This is a genomic window from Lysinibacillus sp. NPDC097214 (assembly GCF_050277945.1).
Lineage (GTDB): Bacteria > Bacillota > Bacilli > Bacillales_A > Planococcaceae > Lysinibacillus > Lysinibacillus xylanilyticus_B.
The window spans coordinates 79,524-96,347 of record NZ_JBNNSS010000009.1 but is presented as its reverse complement, the minus strand read 5'-3'; the positions used below and the strand labels follow the sequence as shown (position 1 = coordinate 96,347).

At 38.7% G+C, this 16,824-nt stretch carries 20 protein-coding genes; 4 read left to right on the top strand and 16 right to left on the bottom strand.

Annotated elements, in window-relative coordinates; translation table 11 throughout:
* The first annotated feature begins 56 nt into the window (after nucleotides 1-56).
* The gene (locus tag ACQKMI_RS19050; protein ID WP_427491443.1) at nucleotides 57-461 is read left to right on the top strand and encodes a VOC family protein; all 405 of its coding nucleotides are present in this window, start codon (nucleotides 57-59) and stop codon (nucleotides 459-461) included.
* Between the two features lie 205 nt (nucleotides 462-666).
* The gene (locus ACQKMI_RS19045; protein WP_427491442.1) at nucleotides 667-1,824 is read left to right on the top strand and encodes a Ger(x)C family spore germination protein; all 1,158 of its coding nucleotides are present in this window, start codon (nucleotides 667-669) and stop codon (nucleotides 1,822-1,824) included.
* A gap of 318 nt (nucleotides 1,825-2,142) precedes the next feature.
* Here the strand turns inward: ACQKMI_RS19045 and ACQKMI_RS19040 are convergent, their stop codons facing one another.
* The 3 genes from ACQKMI_RS19040 to ACQKMI_RS19030 all read right to left on the bottom strand — a co-directional run bounded on the left by ACQKMI_RS19040 (nucleotide 2,143) and on the right by ACQKMI_RS19030 (nucleotide 4,250).
* Nucleotides 2,143-2,736 (bottom strand): GNAT family N-acetyltransferase, encoded by a 594-nt coding sequence (locus ACQKMI_RS19040; protein ID WP_427491440.1) that lies wholly within the window; start codon nucleotides 2,734-2,736, stop codon nucleotides 2,143-2,145.
* Nucleotides 2,737-3,071: 335 nt separating this feature from the next.
* A complete protein-coding gene (locus ACQKMI_RS19035) occupies nucleotides 3,072-3,491 on the bottom strand; it encodes a hypothetical protein (RefSeq protein WP_323649765.1) in 420 nt (139 codons plus the stop codon).
* Between the two features lie 246 nt (nucleotides 3,492-3,737).
* Entirely contained in the window at nucleotides 3,738-4,250 is a 513-nt protein-coding gene (locus tag ACQKMI_RS19030; RefSeq protein WP_427491438.1) for a gamma carbonic anhydrase family protein, read from the bottom strand.
* A 75-nt stretch (nucleotides 4,251-4,325) separates the two neighbouring features.
* On the opposite strand from ACQKMI_RS19030, the gene ACQKMI_RS19025 reads away from it, so the two are divergent.
* Both ACQKMI_RS19025 and ACQKMI_RS19020 read left to right on the top strand, forming a co-directional pair.
* Complete coding sequence (locus ACQKMI_RS19025; protein ID WP_427491436.1) at nucleotides 4,326-5,303, top strand: NAD(P)H-dependent flavin oxidoreductase; 978 nt, start codon at nucleotides 4,326-4,328, stop codon at nucleotides 5,301-5,303.
* Nucleotides 5,300-5,707: a PaaI family thioesterase gene (locus ACQKMI_RS19020; RefSeq protein ID WP_427491434.1), complete on the top strand. Its 408-nt coding sequence runs from the start codon at nucleotides 5,300-5,302 to the stop codon at nucleotides 5,705-5,707. The genes ACQKMI_RS19025 and ACQKMI_RS19020 overlap by 4 nt, the downstream gene beginning before the upstream one ends.
* A gap of 46 nt (nucleotides 5,708-5,753) precedes the next feature.
* Here ACQKMI_RS19020 and paaX read toward each other — a convergent pair whose 3' ends face one another.
* The 13 genes from paaX to ACQKMI_RS18955 form a co-directional block, all read right to left on the bottom strand.
* On the bottom strand, nucleotides 5,754-6,578 hold the full coding sequence (gene paaX / locus ACQKMI_RS19015) for a phenylacetic acid degradation operon negative regulatory protein PaaX (protein WP_427491432.1): 825 nt from the start codon (nucleotides 6,576-6,578) through the stop codon (nucleotides 5,754-5,756).
* A gap of 21 nt (nucleotides 6,579-6,599) precedes the next feature.
* Nucleotides 6,600-7,376 carry an enoyl-CoA hydratase-related protein gene (locus ACQKMI_RS19010; RefSeq protein ID WP_427491430.1) on the bottom strand — a complete coding sequence of 259 codons (777 nt, stop codon included), beginning with the start codon at nucleotides 7,374-7,376 and terminating at the stop codon, nucleotides 6,600-6,602.
* 924 nt (nucleotides 7,377-8,300) lie between these two features.
* Nucleotides 8,301-9,506 carry a thiolase family protein gene (locus ACQKMI_RS19005; RefSeq protein ID WP_427491428.1) on the bottom strand — a complete coding sequence of 402 codons (1,206 nt, stop codon included), beginning with the start codon at nucleotides 9,504-9,506 and terminating at the stop codon, nucleotides 8,301-8,303.
* On the bottom strand, nucleotides 9,503-10,372 hold the full coding sequence (locus tag ACQKMI_RS19000; protein WP_427491426.1) for a 3-hydroxyacyl-CoA dehydrogenase: 870 nt from the start codon (nucleotides 10,370-10,372) through the stop codon (nucleotides 9,503-9,505). Before ACQKMI_RS19000 ends, ACQKMI_RS19005 begins: the two co-directional genes overlap by 4 nt.
* A gap of 73 nt (nucleotides 10,373-10,445) precedes the next feature.
* On the bottom strand, nucleotides 10,446-11,954 hold the full coding sequence (locus tag ACQKMI_RS18995) for an aldehyde dehydrogenase family protein (protein ID WP_427491424.1): 1,509 nt from the start codon (nucleotides 11,952-11,954) through the stop codon (nucleotides 10,446-10,448).
* 16 nt (nucleotides 11,955-11,970) lie between these two features.
* On the bottom strand, nucleotides 11,971-12,744 hold the full coding sequence (locus ACQKMI_RS18990; protein WP_323649749.1) for an enoyl-CoA hydratase-related protein: 774 nt from the start codon (nucleotides 12,742-12,744) through the stop codon (nucleotides 11,971-11,973).
* Between the two features lie 2 nt (nucleotides 12,745-12,746).
* Complete coding sequence (locus ACQKMI_RS18985) at nucleotides 12,747-13,523, bottom strand: enoyl-CoA hydratase/isomerase family protein (RefSeq protein ID WP_427491421.1); 777 nt, start codon at nucleotides 13,521-13,523, stop codon at nucleotides 12,747-12,749.
* The gene (locus ACQKMI_RS18980; protein ID WP_323649746.1) at nucleotides 13,523-13,825 is read right to left on the bottom strand and encodes an EthD family reductase; all 303 of its coding nucleotides are present in this window, start codon (nucleotides 13,823-13,825) and stop codon (nucleotides 13,523-13,525) included. Before ACQKMI_RS18980 ends, ACQKMI_RS18985 begins: the two co-directional genes overlap by 1 nt.
* Nucleotides 13,826-13,845: 20 nt before the next feature.
* On the bottom strand, nucleotides 13,846-14,343 hold the full coding sequence (gene paaD, locus ACQKMI_RS18975) for a 1,2-phenylacetyl-CoA epoxidase subunit PaaD (protein WP_427491419.1): 498 nt from the start codon (nucleotides 14,341-14,343) through the stop codon (nucleotides 13,846-13,848).
* Between the two features lie 29 nt (nucleotides 14,344-14,372).
* Nucleotides 14,373-15,173, bottom strand: coding sequence for a 1,2-phenylacetyl-CoA epoxidase subunit PaaC (gene paaC, locus ACQKMI_RS18970; RefSeq protein WP_427491418.1), 801 nt, complete (start codon nucleotides 15,171-15,173; stop codon nucleotides 14,373-14,375).
* Nucleotides 15,166-15,519, bottom strand: a complete 354-nt coding sequence (gene paaB, locus ACQKMI_RS18965; RefSeq protein WP_427491416.1) for a 1,2-phenylacetyl-CoA epoxidase subunit PaaB — start codon at nucleotides 15,517-15,519, stop codon at nucleotides 15,166-15,168. Before paaB ends, paaC begins: the two co-directional genes overlap by 8 nt.
* A gap of 23 nt (nucleotides 15,520-15,542) precedes the next feature.
* Entirely contained in the window at nucleotides 15,543-16,496 is a 954-nt protein-coding gene (gene paaA / locus ACQKMI_RS18960; protein ID WP_427491414.1) for a 1,2-phenylacetyl-CoA epoxidase subunit PaaA, read from the bottom strand.
* Between the two features lie 71 nt (nucleotides 16,497-16,567).
* Nucleotides 16,568-16,807: a ferredoxin gene (locus tag ACQKMI_RS18955; protein ID WP_427491412.1), complete on the bottom strand. Its 240-nt coding sequence runs from the start codon at nucleotides 16,805-16,807 to the stop codon at nucleotides 16,568-16,570.
* Nucleotides 16,808-16,824 lie beyond the last annotated feature (17 nt).

Sequence of the window (16,824 nt, the reverse complement as noted above, 5' to 3'; positions counted from 1 at the left end):
GCATGAAAGCTAAATTTATCATTTAGAAAGTACCAATTTTTAAGGAGAAATACTATATGGTTGAAAAATATGTGCACCACATTTGCATACAAACGAATACATACGCTGAATCTTTAAATTTTTACACAGAAGTAGTAGGTTTTGAACTAGTACAGGAGTCACCGAATTTCCACAATAGACATTTTAATACTTGGCTAAAGCTTGGAACCTTTTATATTGAACTTCAAACTGGGAAATATGATGAAGACCTTGAAGCATGCAATTCAAATGCTCAAGGCATCGTACATTTCTGTTTATGGGTTGATAATTTAAATCAAGAAGTAGAACGATTAAAGGAAATGGACGTTCATTTTATTCGTAAAAATGGGGAAATTATTTATAAAGTTGAAAATGGTCAGCTTTGTAAGTTAAAAGCACCCGAAGGAACTATTATAGAATTTCGCGATAATAAGGGAATATAAAAGAATCAAGGAATTTTCTTCATCCCTCTTCTCTAAAAATGCCAGGTCTCATATTAAAGATGAGTCCTGGTTTTTTGTTTAAATAGCTAAATGTAGCTATCCTATTTTCACCACTTATAATTCACCAATTTTTTGTCCAAACTATAAACAATACCCCTTTACTCCACAAAATTACACAACAATTTCTAAAAGTAGGGATTAAAAAATGAAAAAAAAAATTACGTTAATAGTAAGCTTATTAGCTGTACTATTACTTTCAGGCTGTTGGGATGTTACTGAACCACAAAGAATGTACTATGTGGACGGAATTGGTATCGATTATAAAGATGGTCAATATGAAATATATATGCAAATTGTCAATTTTGCGAATGTAGCTAAATCGGAAGGTCCTACTCCTCAAGCTGCACCTGCAGAGATTGGCTTTGCTAAAGGAAAAACGATGGAAGAAGCCTTTTTTAAATTATATCGCTCTATTGACCAAAAAGTATTCTGGGGACATATGACTTTTCTTCTGTTCTCAGAGGATGCCTTAAAAGATGAGAATGCTATTCCTGTTATTGACAGCTTTTTACGTCATCGGGAAACAAGATATCAAATATTAACTTATTGTACAAAGGAACCTATTAAAGATATTCTTTTAGTCACACCGGTATTAAATAAAGCACTTACTTCTTCGAAACTAAGCAATCCACTGCATACAAAAGAGCTACAAACTTATGTAGAGCCTGTTGATTTACGAAAACTAATTATCCAATTAAATGAACCGAGTCATGAAGTGAATATTCCATTAGTTACAATCAACAAAAACTGGGAGACGACTGATAAACCAACAACGGAAACCGCATTATCAGGTTTCGCGGTAGTTTCAAAGGATGGTTTTAAAGGTTATCTAAATGATGGGGATGCGAGAGGTATCCAATGGATGTTTCCTAAAAAAACTCGAGGAGACGTAACCTTTAGATTGGACAATAAAGAAAAAGAATACTTAACAGTAGATTTAGAAAAGTTAAGTACGGAATTAAAACCAATTGTAAAAAACAATGAAGTAACATTTGAAGTCGATATAAAATTAAATGCAATCATCAATGGTTTCAAAGGAAAGGTAGACACTGATGAAATAAGAAAAGGTATTATTAGAGCTGTAAAAACAGATATAAAAAAATCATATGCAGAGGGCTTAAAATTAGATGTTGATGTTTTTCGTTTATCAGAGCAGCTATATCGAAAAGACGTGAAAATGTGGAAAAAAATACAGAAGGATGGCAAGATACCTTTAACAGAAGATACAATAAGTAAATTAAAGGTTACCGTAAATAAAGTGAATCCTGGTCGAAAAACTTTTGCTGAAACCATTAAAGAATAGCTATTTAAAACACAATTGTGTCAGCTATCCAACGTTGGATTCAATTCACTGAAATGAATTCTCATTAGAACTTTGATTTATCGTACGATGTGTTATAATTGCTGTTGATGGCTAAGCCATTATCAGGGCAAGACCAATTCTGTGCTGTAGCGTTGTCATACGCTACAGCTTTTTATATTGTTATGCAAATTAATTGACCAAGAAAACTATGCATGCCTTAAATTATTATGCAGATGATTAGCCCTATACGAATATTATTTACTGCCCTCTTAATTTTTGTAAAAAAGCAACACCAAATTAAATCAACAGAATTATCGATTACTTATATTCCCTTTTTAAAATGGAAAAATTAATTAAATCCACATACTTTCCTTTTTCAAATTCATGCTCTCTTAATATACCTTCTTGATAAAAATTTAATTTTTCCAATAATCTAATGGATGATATATTTTCAGGATCTACTTTTGCTTCTATTTTATTAATGTTCATCTTTGTAAAAGCAAAATGAATGATCGTACTTAAAGTCTCTTTCATTACACCCTTCCTCCAGTAAGAAGGAATTAAATCATAACCAATTTCTATACGATTATGAGCTTTTTCATAATTTAAAAAACCACATGTTCCGATTACTTTTTTGGTTATAGGTTCCTCTATAAGCCATCGTAAGCCACTCTGATCTTCGAAGATTTTTTCATACCAAATCATTTCATTTTTTGAATCCTCCACTAAGTTAAAAGGTTCCAATGGTATGTATTGCACAACACTGTCATCTGAATAAAGCGCCAATAGATCAAAACAATCACTTTCCTGTGCTTGTCGTAAAATAAAACGTTCCGTTGCTAATACGGGAAAATCCGTAAAGTTGAAATGTGCGCTCATAAGTATGCCCCTTTGCATATAGTAAACTTCCATTTTAGAATACCATATTATTGATTATTAGGTATTCGTTGACATATCAGAGAACCTGCTCAAAACGACCTTTGCTTTCCAGCTTTAACGGATGTCATTCAAAAATCCTTTGACTAACACAACTAAATTCCCTTTTTGCGAACCCTAAATATAGCCATGATGCCTCCCCTTTTATTATTTGAGTTAAGTAAAAAATTAGATTCCTCTCTCATTTATATACAGATTTATCACAAAATATGGGGCAAACATTTTGATTAAAACTACTTTAGAAAGCAAAAAAATAGGACACGCTACAATAGCATGTCCTGTTTTTTTACTTTTTATGGTCTGTCAACGTTTTATTTATATAATTCTTTATACACGATTACTTTTAGTGCCATCATTTCTTCGTCTGTTAATTTACCTTCCATCTCTTGAATGACCTGTTCTTTCGTCATTGAACCATTTTGTACTTTTATTCTTATATTATTAAGCTCCGAAATCCCAACTTTTTGAATGATTACTTTTGTCGCCTCTTCTTTTGTTGTAAACGGCAACTTGCTGCTATCTGCAGTTTTAGCCTCTTCCATATATGATTTTAATTGAGGGTCGCGTTCGATCGTATTTTTAATTTCATCCATTTGTCCACTTTCCTCTAATTCTGATGAAATTGTATCAGCGACTTTTTCAGATGCGTACTTCACGCCAAAATGATAAACCCCATAACCAATAGCACCTAGGACAATGACAATAACCAGAAGGAATTTAATGAATCTCATATTCTCACACTCCTTAATTCTAAACTTAATCATACTATATAGTGTGGAGAGATGAGAAATAATAACCTTGCGAACAAGCCATTTTTCATTATCATTCCTTTTTTAACAAATCTAAGTGCTTTTTAATAAACGACAAACGTATGACATAAAAATTAAAAGGATTAAGTTCGACACGATAACCGAACTCAACCCTAACAAGCAATTTTATTTTTTAGTTCACTTCATTTGAAAGGTTTTCAGTTAACCTTACTCTAATATTTCTTTAAATTCTTGTCCCTTTTGCACGTATGTGTCAATTGATAACTGGATTAACTCGATGTCTTTGTCATGCAGTTGGCGTACGACTTTTCCTGGTGAGCCAACAACCAATGATCGTGGTGGTATTTTCGAGCCTTGTGTAATAAGTGTGTTTGCTCCAATAATACATTCTTCTCCAATTTCAGCATGATCTAAAATGACAGAACCCATACCAACAATCGAACGGCGACCAATTTTGCATCCATGTAAGACTACTTGGTGACCTACTGTTACTTCATCTTCTACAACAACCGGAGCTCCTTCATATAAATGAATGGTTGTATTATCTTGGATACTGCAACGTTTTCCGATAGTGATGCTATCTTCATCCCCGCGGAGGACGGCATTAAACCAAATAGACGATTGTTCACCAATCGTAACATCCCCAATAATATACGTACCTGGCGCCTGAAATACTGATTCATGAACATTTGGTTTTTTTAAAGCGTATGTAATCTCCATAAAAAATCACCCTTTCATTTATCTGAATATTTTGCTAGAATTTATTATAACATATTTTAAACGGGGGTGCTATTTTTGAATCAATTATGTTCTGTTTTAGCAATTCAATTTCCAATTATCCAAGGTGGAATGGGGAATATCAGCAATCCTAAGCTTGTGGCAGCTGTATCGAATGCAGGTGGCTTAGGAACAATTGGTTGCGGGACAATGACACCAGAAGAAGTCGAGGAACGCATTGTAGCAACGAAGCTACTAACTCAAAAACCGTTTGCCCTCAATGTACCGATCAATGTCAATCCTTATACAAAAGAATTATTGCAATTGGCTATTACACATAAAGTACCGGTCGTTTCATTATCGGCAGGTAATCCAACATTATTTATAGAGAAATTGCATGCTCATAACATTCGAGTGATTGCTGTTGTTGCCTCTGTTAAACATGCTATCAAGGCCGAGCAAGGCGGCGCAGATGTGATTGTTGCAGAAGGTTATGAAGCTGCAGGAATTAACTCCAATTTAGAATTGACAACCTTTACGCTAATTCCTCAAGTAGTCGATGCGGTTTCTGTACCTGTTGTAGCGGCAGGTGGTGTTGGTGATGGTCGTGGATTAGCTGCAGCGTTAATGCTTGGAGCTGACGGTGTACAGATGGGAACACGCTTTATTGCTACACAGGAAATGCCAGTGCATACTACCTATAAACAAAGGCTACTTGATGCAACCGATGTGGAAACGGTCATTTTAGGACGTTCTGTTGGACAGGTGCGCCGCGTGTTAAGTTCACCTTACGCCTCTTCACTTCTTGCTGATGAAGCAAAAGGTATAACACTTTCAGACTATCAAGAACGTACATCCGAAATATTCCATGTTAAAGGAGCTATTGACGGTAATGAGCAAAGTGGTTTTATGAACAGCGGCCAAATCGCAGGGATGATTCAAGATTTACCGACTGTTGCTACTCTTCTCGAGACCATGATGGATGATGCACAGCAATGTCTAAATCGGACATTACTGAATAATTTCAAAGGCTTAGTTAGGGGTGTTCAATCATGACGACGATGATCGATTTAAAGCGAGTGATTAATGGGGAAATTGAGCCACCAGCATGTGACAAAACATTAGGAATCCAAGTAACGTCGGCTGTTGCAGGTAAAGCGATTTGCTCTTGGAACGTCGATGAACGCTTTTTAAATGGCCATCAAGTCGTAATGGGAGGATTTATTACTTCTGCAGCAGATATTACGATGGCCTATTCGATGGCTTCAATATTAGAAAGAAATCAAGGATTCGCCTCGATCAATTTGCAAACAACATTTCTACGACCACTAAACATCGGAACGGCCATAATTGAATCAACAATTGTCAAAAAAGGACGGAAAACATGCTATGTAGAGGCATCAATCTCTCAAAATGGACAGGAAGTCGCTAAAATAACATCTTCTGTCATGATCCTTTAAACACACAAAAAAAGCTTATCCATTAAGGACAAGCTTTTTCTGCTTTTTAATTATCTGCATGGAATATTTCTTCAAAAAAACGACAAGATGGACCTTCCAATAAACTATAATATTCCTGGAATAATAGTGCAGCATGATTTCCACTCCACATAGGCGGTAATAATTCTTGAGGTAGTCCTGGATCGTTAAATAAGAATTTACGATATTCATGAACAAGATTTGTACGCTCTACAAAACATTCCGCATCTGACATTTCTTTTCTTGAGATTGCACTTTGATGAATAATAAATTGCTTACTATATTGATCCATAAACTTCTCATAAAGCGCCTCAATTTCAGCCAACGACCAGCTTTTTTCTATTAGCGCTTCATGATCATGAGGGCCGATATATTCCGCTGTAAAAAAGTCTACATGATTAGCAATATCATATTTTTGAATAAGGAGGTTCACTTCTTCTTCTAAATTATTTGGTGATATCCAACAGCCATTCGAAAAGGAGCCAAATCCACTCCATAAGAGCTCTTTACGCAATTCATCTCGAATTTGACGCTTATCTTCCGGAATAGAGTACATCAAAAGTCTCCATTTCCCATCCCACTTCGTCGGTTTTAATTTAAAAATACGATTTGCTGCCTCTTGCATTCGTATTTCGCCGCGTTTTGTTAAAAAATAATAACTACGATTCCCTCGTTTTTCTGATTGTAGCCATCCTTGTTTGACCATTCTAGATACAGATACGCGTACATTTTGCTCTGTGTGACCGAATTCTTTTAATAAACGAATCAAACTTCCAATCCAAATTTTTGAACCGTAATGCCTAATATAATCGCCATAGAGCGTAAAAATCATAGACTGTGTATTTGCGCCCATTCTCTCCCTCTACTTTCTTACTCATTTTCCTTGAAATGCAGGTTGCCGTTTATCACTAAATGCTTGTAAAGCTTCTAGTCGATCTTCTGTCGGAATGACTAATTCGTATGCCTTCGATTCGATCGCAAGACCCGTTTGTAGATCCGTATTCATTCCTTGAGTAATGGCATATTTTGCTTGTCGAACAGCGACAGGACCATTACGCATAATCCTCCTTGCGAGTGATTCACATTCATCTAACAATGCCTCACGAGGCACTGCTTTTAAAATAATGCCTAATGACGCTGCCTCAATAGATGTAATTTTCGCTGCTGTTAAAATCATTTCTTTCGCTTTCATTTCACCGATTAACCTTGGTAATCGTTGCGTACCACCTGCGCCAGGAATTATTGCCCAACTTGTTTCAGTTAGTCCCAGTAATGCGTCGTTAACTGCAATCGCAAAATCACATGCTAATAACCATTCAAATCCACCACCAAGTGCATGCCCATTAACTGCTGCAATTGTTGGTTGTGGTAAATTTGCTATACTGTTAAACACATCTCGAATTGCGCGTACGTTGCGACGTACTTCTTGCGTTGTTAATGTTTTTCGTTCTTTTAAATCCGCACCCGCACTAAATGCCTTTTCGCCCGCACCTGTAAAAATGACAGCGCGCACATTTTCAGCTATATGTAATTCGTCTACTACTTGTTGCAGTTGAAATAAAGTATCATAGTTGAAACAATTTAGCACCTCTGGACGATTTATTGTTACATAGGCAATATAATTTTCTATTCTAAATGAAATACTTTTCATTTGCAAACTCTCCTTTTCTATTCGATTGTTTCCAAAAAAACGGCACATTAATTGTGCCGTTTCGTATTGTTGAAAAACTTTTATGTTAATGAGATTAAAGTGTCCAATTAAAAGAAAGTATGACTTTTTTGCAACACGAAGGGGGTGATTTCCGTTCCGGCTGGGCGCTTTCCTGGGGGCGTCCGATGAGCCGCTTGGGGCAACAGGATGTTGGTCACGAAGGCGTTATCACAGGATGTGATGCTCTTAGTCTTCGTTCCTCTATCGCTGATCTCCAAGGAGTAGCCCAGCCTCCACTCCAATCACCCATGTCACCTAACATGTATATTCTGGCATGTCATTTTAAAATATTAAAACGAATATGCAGCAACAGATGTTTTCTGCTTGAAAGCGAAGCGTCAGCAACTACAGATTTACAATCGCGTCACTGTTATAAGTTTATTACGTTCGATTAAGATGAGTAGCCCGGCACGCAAATCACCTCATTTAAAGCGCCACAACAAAATTCCCTTGACCATTTAATTTTCAGGCGTGTTGATTAGGAAAAATAGGTTTATTATTGAGCGATAATAAGGATTTTTTTCTATTTTGCTAATATATGCCCATTTTAACTGATTGTAGCGTAGGGCTACTCGACTCCCGCGGGAAAGCGAGACAGACGAGACCCTGAGGCCAACATGATGTTGGTCACGAAGGCATTGTCACAGGACATGACGCATTTAGCCTTCGTTCCTTAAGCGGAGGAAGCGGCTCGACGCTCGCCCGCAGGAAGCTTTGCTCTGCGCGAAAGCGAAGCGTCAGCGACAAATGTTTTATCTGTGCGAAAGCGTAGCGGCAGCAACAAAGCGAGTAGCCCGTAGCGGAAATCAGCCTCCTCGAATTAGTCTGAATGTATAAAAACGGTAAATCAGTACACCTGTTTAATTATGATTCGATATTCTCAATAATCGTTGCAATCCCTTGCCCAACACCGATGCACATGGAAGCAAGGCCGTATTTTACTTTTTGTTTTTTCATTTCGTAAAGTAATGTGGTCACTATTCGGGCACCGCTTGCTCCTAGTGGATGACCAAATGCTATAGCGCCTCCGTTGACATTAACTTGTGCTGGATTTAATTCAAGCTGCTTCATGGATTCTATTGCTTGGGAAGCAAATGCTTCATTAATTTCATATAAACCAATGTCGTTTGTTGTTAGGCCAGCACGTTGCAATGCTTTTTTTGAAGAATAGATAGGGCCTAATCCCATAACAGCAGGTTCTAATCCTGCTACAGCACCTGTTACATATCGTGCTAACGGTGTTATACCTAACTCTTTTGCTTTTTCTGTACTCATTAATAATAAAGCTGAGGCACCATCATTCACACCCGAAGCATTACCGGCTGTCACAGTCCCATTTTCAAAAATAGGTCGTAGTTTAGAAAGTGCTTCTACTGTTGTATCGGGGCGTGGATGTTCATCTGTATCTACGATGATTTCATTTCCTTTTTTATCTTTCACATATACAGGTACAATTTCTTCTGCGAAACGGTTTGAGGCAATCGCTTTTTTCGCACGTTGTTGGCTTTCAAATGCAAACGCATCTTGTTCCTCGCGACTAATATTAAAACGCTTCGCTACGTTTTCAGCAGTTTGGGGCATTGTTTCCGCTCCATACATGCTTTGCAATTTTGGGTTCGTAAAACGCCAGCCGATCGTTGTATCAAACATTTTTTGATCGCCCCTCGGATAATCTACTTCTGGTTTACCCATTACAAACGGAGCTCGTGTCATACTTTCCGTACCACCTGCTATAAAAATATCGCCCTCGCCGCTTTTAATAGCACGTGCTGCAAAATGTATAGCATCCATGCCTGAACCACAAAGACGATTTATAGTAGTTCCCCCGACCTCAATCGGTAGCTCGGCAAGTAATGCGGCCATACGGGCGACGTTTCGATTATCCTCTCCCGCTTGGTTGGCATTTCCGAAAATAATATCCTCAATTTGTTCGACTGGAACCTTTGGGTTACGTTCTATAAGCGCCTTTATGACAGTGGCAGCTAAATCATCTGGCCGAACGGTTTTTAATGCACCTTTATAACGACCAATTGGTGTACGAACAGCATCTACGATCACGACTTCAGTCATTTTTTCACCACCTCTTTTTGCTCGCTATAGTCATAAACCCCTTTCCCGCTCTTTCGTCCTAAACGTCCAGCTTGTACATATTGTTCAAGCAGTGGTGCTGGGCGATATTTTTCACCGAGCTTTTCATGTAAATATCGTAAATTATTCAGACGTACATCAAGACCGACTAAATCGACTAATTCGAATGGTCCCATTGGATAATTCAAACCTAGTTTAATCGCTTTATCGATGTCTTCAGGACTACCTAAGCCTTCCTGTAACATATAAAATGCTTCATTCCCTACAAGCGCACTAATACGGCTTGTAACGAAACCTGGAAATTCATTGATAACGACCGTTTGTTTGCCCATTTGTTCGGCAATTTCACAAATAGCTCGGACTGTCTCATCACTCGTTTCCAAACCTCTAATAATTTCAACAAGTTCCATTTTATGCACAGGATTAAAAAAGTGCATCGCAATCGTTTGTTCAGGTCGTTTTGCATAGGAAGCAATTTCTGTTGGACTCATTGTTGAAGTATTAGTTGCAAATAAACAATGAGGCGGGGCAAACTGTTCCATCTGCTCAAATACAGCTCGTTTAATGTCCCCTTTTTCAGGTACGGCCTCAATGATTAAGTCTGCTTTCTTTGCGATAGTTGCCAAGTTTGTATTATAAGTCAGACGTAATGTTGCTTCTTGTACTTGTTGCACTGTTAATTTTCCGCGTCCGACAGATTTTTCGAAAATGGCTGTAATTTCATTTTGGGCATTTTGTAAAGCCTGTTCGTTAATGTCTATAATAGCTGTTTCAAAGCCACTGACTGCACTTACGTAGGCAATACCGCGTCCCATAACCCCGGATCCGATGACTATAACTTTTTTCATTAAAGAACCTCCTTATTATGAAAACCACATACGAAGAGTGAAGATATCTCATCGCATATGGTTTTTGTGGTGGTTAGACGCCTAGTGGATTTAGTGGGCGGCTACCATAATATGAAATGATACTTTTCGTCTCTGTATATAAATCTAATGTTTCGATACATAGCTCACGTCCGAAACCAGATTGCTTATACCCGCCAAATGGGGTACCCGGCATTGCGGAGAATGGACAATTGACCATCACGATTCCCGCTTGAATTTGATTAGCTACACGAGTAGCACGTGCCCCATCTTTAGACCAAACCGCTGAGCCTAAACCGAATTCCGAATCATTCGCTAGTTGAATCGCTTCTTTTTCATTGCTAAATGGCATCACAACCACTACCGGACCAAATATTTCTTCTTGAACAACTTTCATGGATTGAGTGACGTTTGTAATTACAGTTGGCTCATACCAGAAACCTTCTTCAAAGCCCTCTACAGCCGCTACTTTGCCACCTGTTAAAATTGTTGCGCCCTCTTCAATGGCAGATTTCACATAGCCATCGATCGTATCTAACTGGTCTTGGTCGATAATCGCTCCCATGTGAGTACCTTTATCAAATGGATCACCTAGTTTAATAGCTTTTGTTTTAGCAACAAATTTCTCTAAAAACTCATCATAAATGTCTTTATGCACGTATAAGCGTGAACGTGCTTCACAAGATTGGCCCGAGTTATAGAAAATGCCGTATAGTGAGCCATCTACCGCCGCATCAATATCTGCATCTTCGAACACTAGATTTGGTGATTTCCCACCTAGCTCTAATGTAACGCGTTTTAATGTTTGAGAAGCTTTTTCCATAATTCCTTTGCCGACTGGTGTTGAACCTGTGAAGGCTACTTTATCGATTTGCTGATGTTCCACTAAATAATTCCCTACATCTTTCCCTGAACCAGGAATAATGTTGACAACCCCTGCTGGAACACCTGCTTCTAAGCAAATTTCACCTAACACGATTGCTGTTAAAGGCGTTAAAGAAGCTGGTTTAACAATAACCGAACAACCAACAGCAATAGCTGGAGCAATTTTCCAAGCAGCCATCATGAGTGGGTAATTCCAAGGGACAATTTGTGCACATACTCCGACAGGCTCTTTTTCTGTGTAATTATGAAATTGACCCGGCATATTATTCACTGCTCCACGATGACCAACAATTGCACCTGCGTAGAATTCGAAATCTTCTATTGCTTGGTTCACTTGTCCTTGCGCAGTGCCAAGAGATTTCCCTGTATCCAGCATCTCAAGTTCTACGATTTCATTAAAGCGAGAGCGCATAATAGCAGCAATCTTATGGAGCACCTGTGCACGACGATTAACAGGATATTGCTTCCACTTTCCTTTATCAAATGCTTCACGGGCAGCTTGTACTGCGCGTTCTGCGTCCTCCTGTGAAGCTTTAGCGACAGTCGCTACTACTTCACCCGTCGCAGGATTAACTGTTTGGAATGTCTCACCATTACTGCTCTCTACCTTTTCACCATTAATAATTAAATGATAAAAATTGCGTTTCACTAATACTTTCTCTTGTACTTGTTGTGTCATTATCATTCACTCCTTTTTATTGTCCATTAAATTGAGGTTGTCTTTTTTCTGCAAATGCTTTCATACCTTCTTGATGGTCGTCCGTCGCTCCGGCGATACTTTGGCTTTGTGCTTCGTAAACAAGGAAATCTTCGAACTTTAAGTGTTCTGCTGCCTTGATATTACGTTTAATAAGGCCGATTGCTTTTGTTGGTAACTTGACAATCTGTTGAGCGAATGTATGGACGTCATCTTCAAATGTTTCATTGCTATAGACAGCAGTTGTTAAACCTAATTGTCTAGCTTCCTCTGATTTAATACGTTGACCGAGCACAGAAATTTCAAGTGCTTTAGCATCGCCAACTAATCGTTTCAAAAAGTATAAATTCCCTGAATCCGGAATTAAGCCTACATGAATAAAGGCATTCATAAAGAAGGAATTTTCCGACATTAATCGGAAGTCCGCAGCAAGCGCTAAACTAAAGCCAGCACCTGCAGCTGCACCATTTACAGCTGCGATAATCGGTTTTTCACAGTTATGTAACTGTTGAACCATCGGACCATAATCATCTGTTAAAATATCACCAAGTTTTGTATCTTCACCAATAACTGAAAGATCTTGACCTGAACAAAATGCACGTCCTTCACCACGAATGACAATGCATCGTACATCATCATTTATAGATGCTTGTTTAACAGCAGTACGAATTTCATGATTCATCTGCGCAGTAAATGCATTTAATGTTTCTGGACGATTTAATGAAATATAAGCTACGGATTCTTTTAGTTCGTATTGAATGGTTTCAAACATAATTATCTCCCCTTAAAGTTCGGTTGACGTTTTTCAACAAATGCTTGCATACCTTCTTTTTGATCTTCTGAAGAGAATAGTAAATAGAAATTTTTTCGTTCAAACTGCATACCTTCATAAAGCGAGTAATCTACAGCTTTGTTGACAGCTTCTTTAATAAGACGTAAAGCAAAAGCGGGTTTTTGTGCAAACATCGTCGCCATTTTATGGGTTTCTTCTATTAATATCTCTGGTTGCACAACCTTGTTGATGATGCCATATGTGAGCGCATCATCAGCAGTAATCCTAGCTGCACTCCAAATCCACTCTAATGCTTTTGTTCGTCCTACTAATTTTGTTAAGCGCTGTGTACCACCCGCACCAGGCATAACGCCAAGATTTATTTCTGGGAAGCTAAATTCTGTTCCCTCTGCCGCGATTAATACATCACAGCAAAGGGCTAATTCAAAGCCACCTCCGAAAACGAATCCTTTGACACTACCGATAATAGGCTTTTTAATCTGCCCTATACGATCCCAATCAGCAAACTGATTTAAAAGCTCTAATCGAACCGTGTTGTCTGCCGCCATTTCATCAATATCTGCACCTGATGAAAACGCTTTTCCATTTCCGGCTATAACGATGACCTTCACGTCTTCGTCACGATCAAACAATTCCATCGCCTGCACAATTTCACGAACCATTGCACGATTTAATGAATTGTATTGGCGAGGGCGGTTTAAGTAGATATAACCTATCCCACTGTCAATTGTTTCTTCAATAAATGTGAATGCTGTCATTACGCATCTTCACCGATTATTAATGTGACGATATCGCTCGCAAAGCTCATTAAATCTTTGCCCGACGCTTTCCCTTCCGGTGACCGTAGTCCAAGCTTTAAATCTTCTGCACTATCGTATGTCATTTCACACATTAAGTAGTACGGTGTTTCTGTGCCCATTGGAGTTGCATTAAATTTTGTCACTTTCATTTCTCGTAAGCCTGGGATTTTCGCAGTAATCGGAGTATGAACCTTTTCATAATGCTCATCAAATGCCACTTTATCAACAGGATGTTTATATAACGCGATTAATTTTGCCATTTTAAAATACGCTCCTTTGTCTACATGGAAGTAGAAATTATTTTCATTGCTTCGAATGGATTTTTACAGCTTTTGCAATATAAGATACTGCGACAAGCTGTTGGACCAAAAATATTTTCAAGCGTGACATACGTAGAACCACAATACGGGCAGTCTACATGCCAAGAGCCGTCTTCTTGTAAAAAACGAGGCGGTGGAGCAATACCGAATTGCTTTAGTCCTTCTCGTCCCTTTTCTGTTACACGATCCGAAGTCCAGGTAGGATGATTGATAAACACGACACTCACTTCATGAACGCCTTCTAGTTGTTCGACTGCTTTTTTTATATTTTGTTGAATAATTGTCAATGCAGGACATCCTGAAAATGTTGGTAGCACTTCAATACGGATATAGCCATCATTCACTTGAACACGCTCAATCATGCCAAGGTCTATAATACTCACCGTATCAATTTCAGGGTCCTTCACTGTATCGAGTACCTCATAGATGTGCGCTTCGTGCAGACCCGTAGTTGTCATCGTTATCCCCCTTCCTTCTTAATTGATCATTACCAGCTCGCCGCCAAATCAGAACGATACACCTCTGACATTGTTTCGATTGCCGATGTTAAATCGTCTGTATGTTGGCCATTGCGACCATTCATAATCGGTTCTGGCAATACAGGTAAAGCGATTTCTACTGCTTTAAAAGTTGGTGTTACAATGGCCGACCAACGTTCTTTCACGGCCGCTTCTTGCTCAATTAACTCACATGATGTTATATGACTAGCTGCTTTGCCATATGACAATAAATCACCGGCATCTTTAATTACTTCTTGTAATGCTGTCATCATACGTGAACGTGATTCTTCTGTTGCTGTACATAATTGCGTAAACCACGTTGTCCAATGCATCTGATGATAATAAAGTTCCGTACTAATTTTCACAGCTACTTCGCGGATAGGCGCATAACTGCTAGCCTTTAGTGCATCCATCTTCGCTTTTTTCGCTGTTGTATAGATAAAATTACGTGCTACTGCGTATGCCCAGTCATAATTCGGCGCTTCTTTGTAGTAACCTTCTCCATTCGGTCGTTCTACGAGTAGACTGTTACAACGCTCCTCTTTTGGCCGAAGCTGTGCTAATGAATCTAAAGCACCTTCGCCAAGTTCTTCTAAAAGTGTGTAGTATAATTTTGCGTGCCCCATAGTATCTTGTGTAATGGACGAGAATGCTACATCTTCCTCAATATGCGGCGCCAGTCCAAGCCATTCGGAGCCACGATATGAAAATAAATAATCATCATCCGCTAATTGATAAAGTAGTGTAATGACTGCCTTTTTATCATCAGGCGTTACTTCGTTATTCATTTTTCTTCCCTCCTCCGGCCCAAGATAGAATTTCTTTTTCATCCAGCATGACTTGTTCATAGTGGCGCCATTTTTTCTTTAAATAGCCATAGCCTTTTGTTGTACGGTAATCTTTATTGTCTAGTCGTTGTAGCGCTTGTTTATTGCCTTGAGTAAGGCCGTGTAAATGTTTGCGATTGACGACCCAAATGTCCACTACAGGCTCCCGACGCATAAAATTTTCCTGTGCCATCACTAACGCCATTTCTCCATTTGGTGCTAAAAGGCTAAACTGATGTTGAAAATTTGATGTGGGTGTTCGTTTGCTAAATACTTCAAATTCTTGATAGAAAGATTGTTTTTCCACGATGATCCCTCCTCTCTAAAGAGTTAATTTACTAGAGCTGATAACGCTTCTCGTACCCAAGCGTTATTTTCATAGGATGAACGACGAAGTGCTAAGCGTTCTTGTGAACACGGACCTTCGTTGCGCTGGATTTTCTTGAAATCTTCCCAGTTTGGCTCTTGGTAAATCCATTTATTTTGCGCTTTATCAAAGTGCAAAGTTGGATCTGGCACAGTTAAGCCGATCGATTGAATACGAGGAATGTATTTAGATAAAAAGCTTTGTCGTAGCTCTTCATTCGTATTAACACGAATTTTATATTTAATGGTTACATCTTGTTTGCTAGTACCTGTTGTGTCTTTGGTCGCTGGGCCAAAGAAAAATAATAGTGATTCCCACCAACGATTTAACGCATCTTGTACAAGCTCACGCTGTTCAGGTGTACCTTCTACCAATGCCATAATAATGGCTTCACCGTGTTGTGCATGGAATACTTCTTCCGCACAAATACGTTGTAAAGCTCGCGCATAAGGCCCGTATGAAGCACCTAACATGTTGGTTTGTGAAATAATGGCCGCGCCATCAACAAGCCAGCCAATTAACCCGGCATCCCCCCACGATTTTGATTCCATATGGAATACGTTGTGGAACTTTAGACGTCCTTCGAATAAATCAATCATTAAATCGCCGCGATTTTTACCATATGGTTTAAGCAAATCCTCTGCTACGCGTAATAATAATTGACCATGCCCCATCTCATCTTGAACCTTTGCCATAATGCCTAGCTTTCGATATAAAGTCGGTGCTTTCGGAACCCATTCTTTCTCAGGAAGAGCACCCATAATTTCACTAATACCATGCATCGAAATTAATTTGATTAGTGCCAAGCGATATTCTTCTGGCATCCAATCATCTGCTTCTATCTTTTCACCTGCAGCAATCCGCGCCTCGAATTGCTCTTGTAATTGTTGTTCAGATAATTGAGTAACAACACTCATAATAAAAGCCTCCTTATATAACCATTTTCTGATAATCGTTACTATTATGTTATGTTGGAGGGCAAAAAAAATCACACTTCCAACAAGATCTTATTATCGTTTGCTACTTTAATTGATTCTGTTGGACATCCTTCCATCGCATCCTCTAAATCATCATATAAATCAATCGGAACTTCTGTACAACCTTTGTTGTTGTCTAAAATAACAAATGCTATTCCTTCGTCATTATAGTCAAAAATATCCGGAGCGGATGCGCCACATGCCCCACAAGCAATACATGTATCTTGATCTACTCTAGTGAATTTCGCCATACACTCATTCCTTTCAC

What these genes read in the sequence shown, in the direction of transcription:
- ACQKMI_RS18990 (WP_323649749.1), bottom strand. Translation starts at nt 12,744, where the DNA reads ATGTTTGAAACCATTCAATACGAACTAAAAGAATCCGTAGCTTATATT.
- ACQKMI_RS19000 (WP_427491426.1), bottom strand. Translation starts at nt 10,372, where the DNA reads ATGAAAAAAGTTATAGTCATCGGATCCGGGGTTATGGGACGCGGTATT.
- ACQKMI_RS18955 (WP_427491412.1), bottom strand. Translation starts at nt 16,807, where the DNA reads ATGGCGAAATTCACTAGAGTAGATCAAGATACATGTATTGCTTGTGGG.
- ACQKMI_RS19040 (WP_427491440.1), bottom strand. Translation starts at nt 2,736, where the DNA reads ATGGAAGTTTACTATATGCAAAGGGGCATACTTATGAGCGCACATTTC.
- ACQKMI_RS19030 (WP_427491438.1), bottom strand. Translation starts at nt 4,250, where the DNA reads ATGGAGATTACATACGCTTTAAAAAAACCAAATGTTCATGAATCAGTA.
- paaD (WP_427491419.1), bottom strand. Translation starts at nt 14,343, where the DNA reads ATGACAACTACGGGTCTGCACGAAGCGCACATCTATGAGGTACTCGAT.
- ACQKMI_RS19005 (WP_427491428.1), bottom strand. Translation starts at nt 9,506, where the DNA reads ATGACTGAAGTCGTGATCGTAGATGCTGTTCGTACACCAATTGGTCGT.
- ACQKMI_RS18995 (WP_427491424.1), bottom strand. Translation starts at nt 11,954, where the DNA reads ATGACACAACAAGTACAAGAGAAAGTATTAGTGAAACGCAATTTTTAT.
- ACQKMI_RS19035 (WP_323649765.1), bottom strand. Translation starts at nt 3,491, where the DNA reads ATGAGATTCATTAAATTCCTTCTGGTTATTGTCATTGTCCTAGGTGCT.
- ACQKMI_RS19050 (WP_427491443.1), top strand. Translation starts at nt 57, where the DNA reads ATGGTTGAAAAATATGTGCACCACATTTGCATACAAACGAATACATAC.
- ACQKMI_RS19045 (WP_427491442.1), top strand. Translation starts at nt 667, where the DNA reads ATGAAAAAAAAAATTACGTTAATAGTAAGCTTATTAGCTGTACTATTA.
- ACQKMI_RS19020 (WP_427491434.1), top strand. Translation starts at nt 5,300, where the DNA reads ATGACGACGATGATCGATTTAAAGCGAGTGATTAATGGGGAAATTGAG.
- ACQKMI_RS19010 (WP_427491430.1), bottom strand. Translation starts at nt 7,376, where the DNA reads ATGAAAAGTATTTCATTTAGAATAGAAAATTATATTGCCTATGTAACA.
- paaA (WP_427491414.1), bottom strand. Translation starts at nt 16,496, where the DNA reads ATGAGTGTTGTTACTCAATTATCTGAACAACAATTACAAGAGCAATTC.
- ACQKMI_RS18980 (WP_323649746.1), bottom strand. Translation starts at nt 13,825, where the DNA reads ATGGCAAAATTAATCGCGTTATATAAACATCCTGTTGATAAAGTGGCA.
- ACQKMI_RS18985 (WP_427491421.1), bottom strand. Translation starts at nt 13,523, where the DNA reads ATGACAGCATTCACATTTATTGAAGAAACAATTGACAGTGGGATAGGT.
- paaC (WP_427491418.1), bottom strand. Translation starts at nt 15,173, where the DNA reads ATGAATAACGAAGTAACGCCTGATGATAAAAAGGCAGTCATTACACTA.
- paaX (WP_427491432.1), bottom strand. Translation starts at nt 6,578, where the DNA reads ATGGGCGCAAATACACAGTCTATGATTTTTACGCTCTATGGCGATTAT.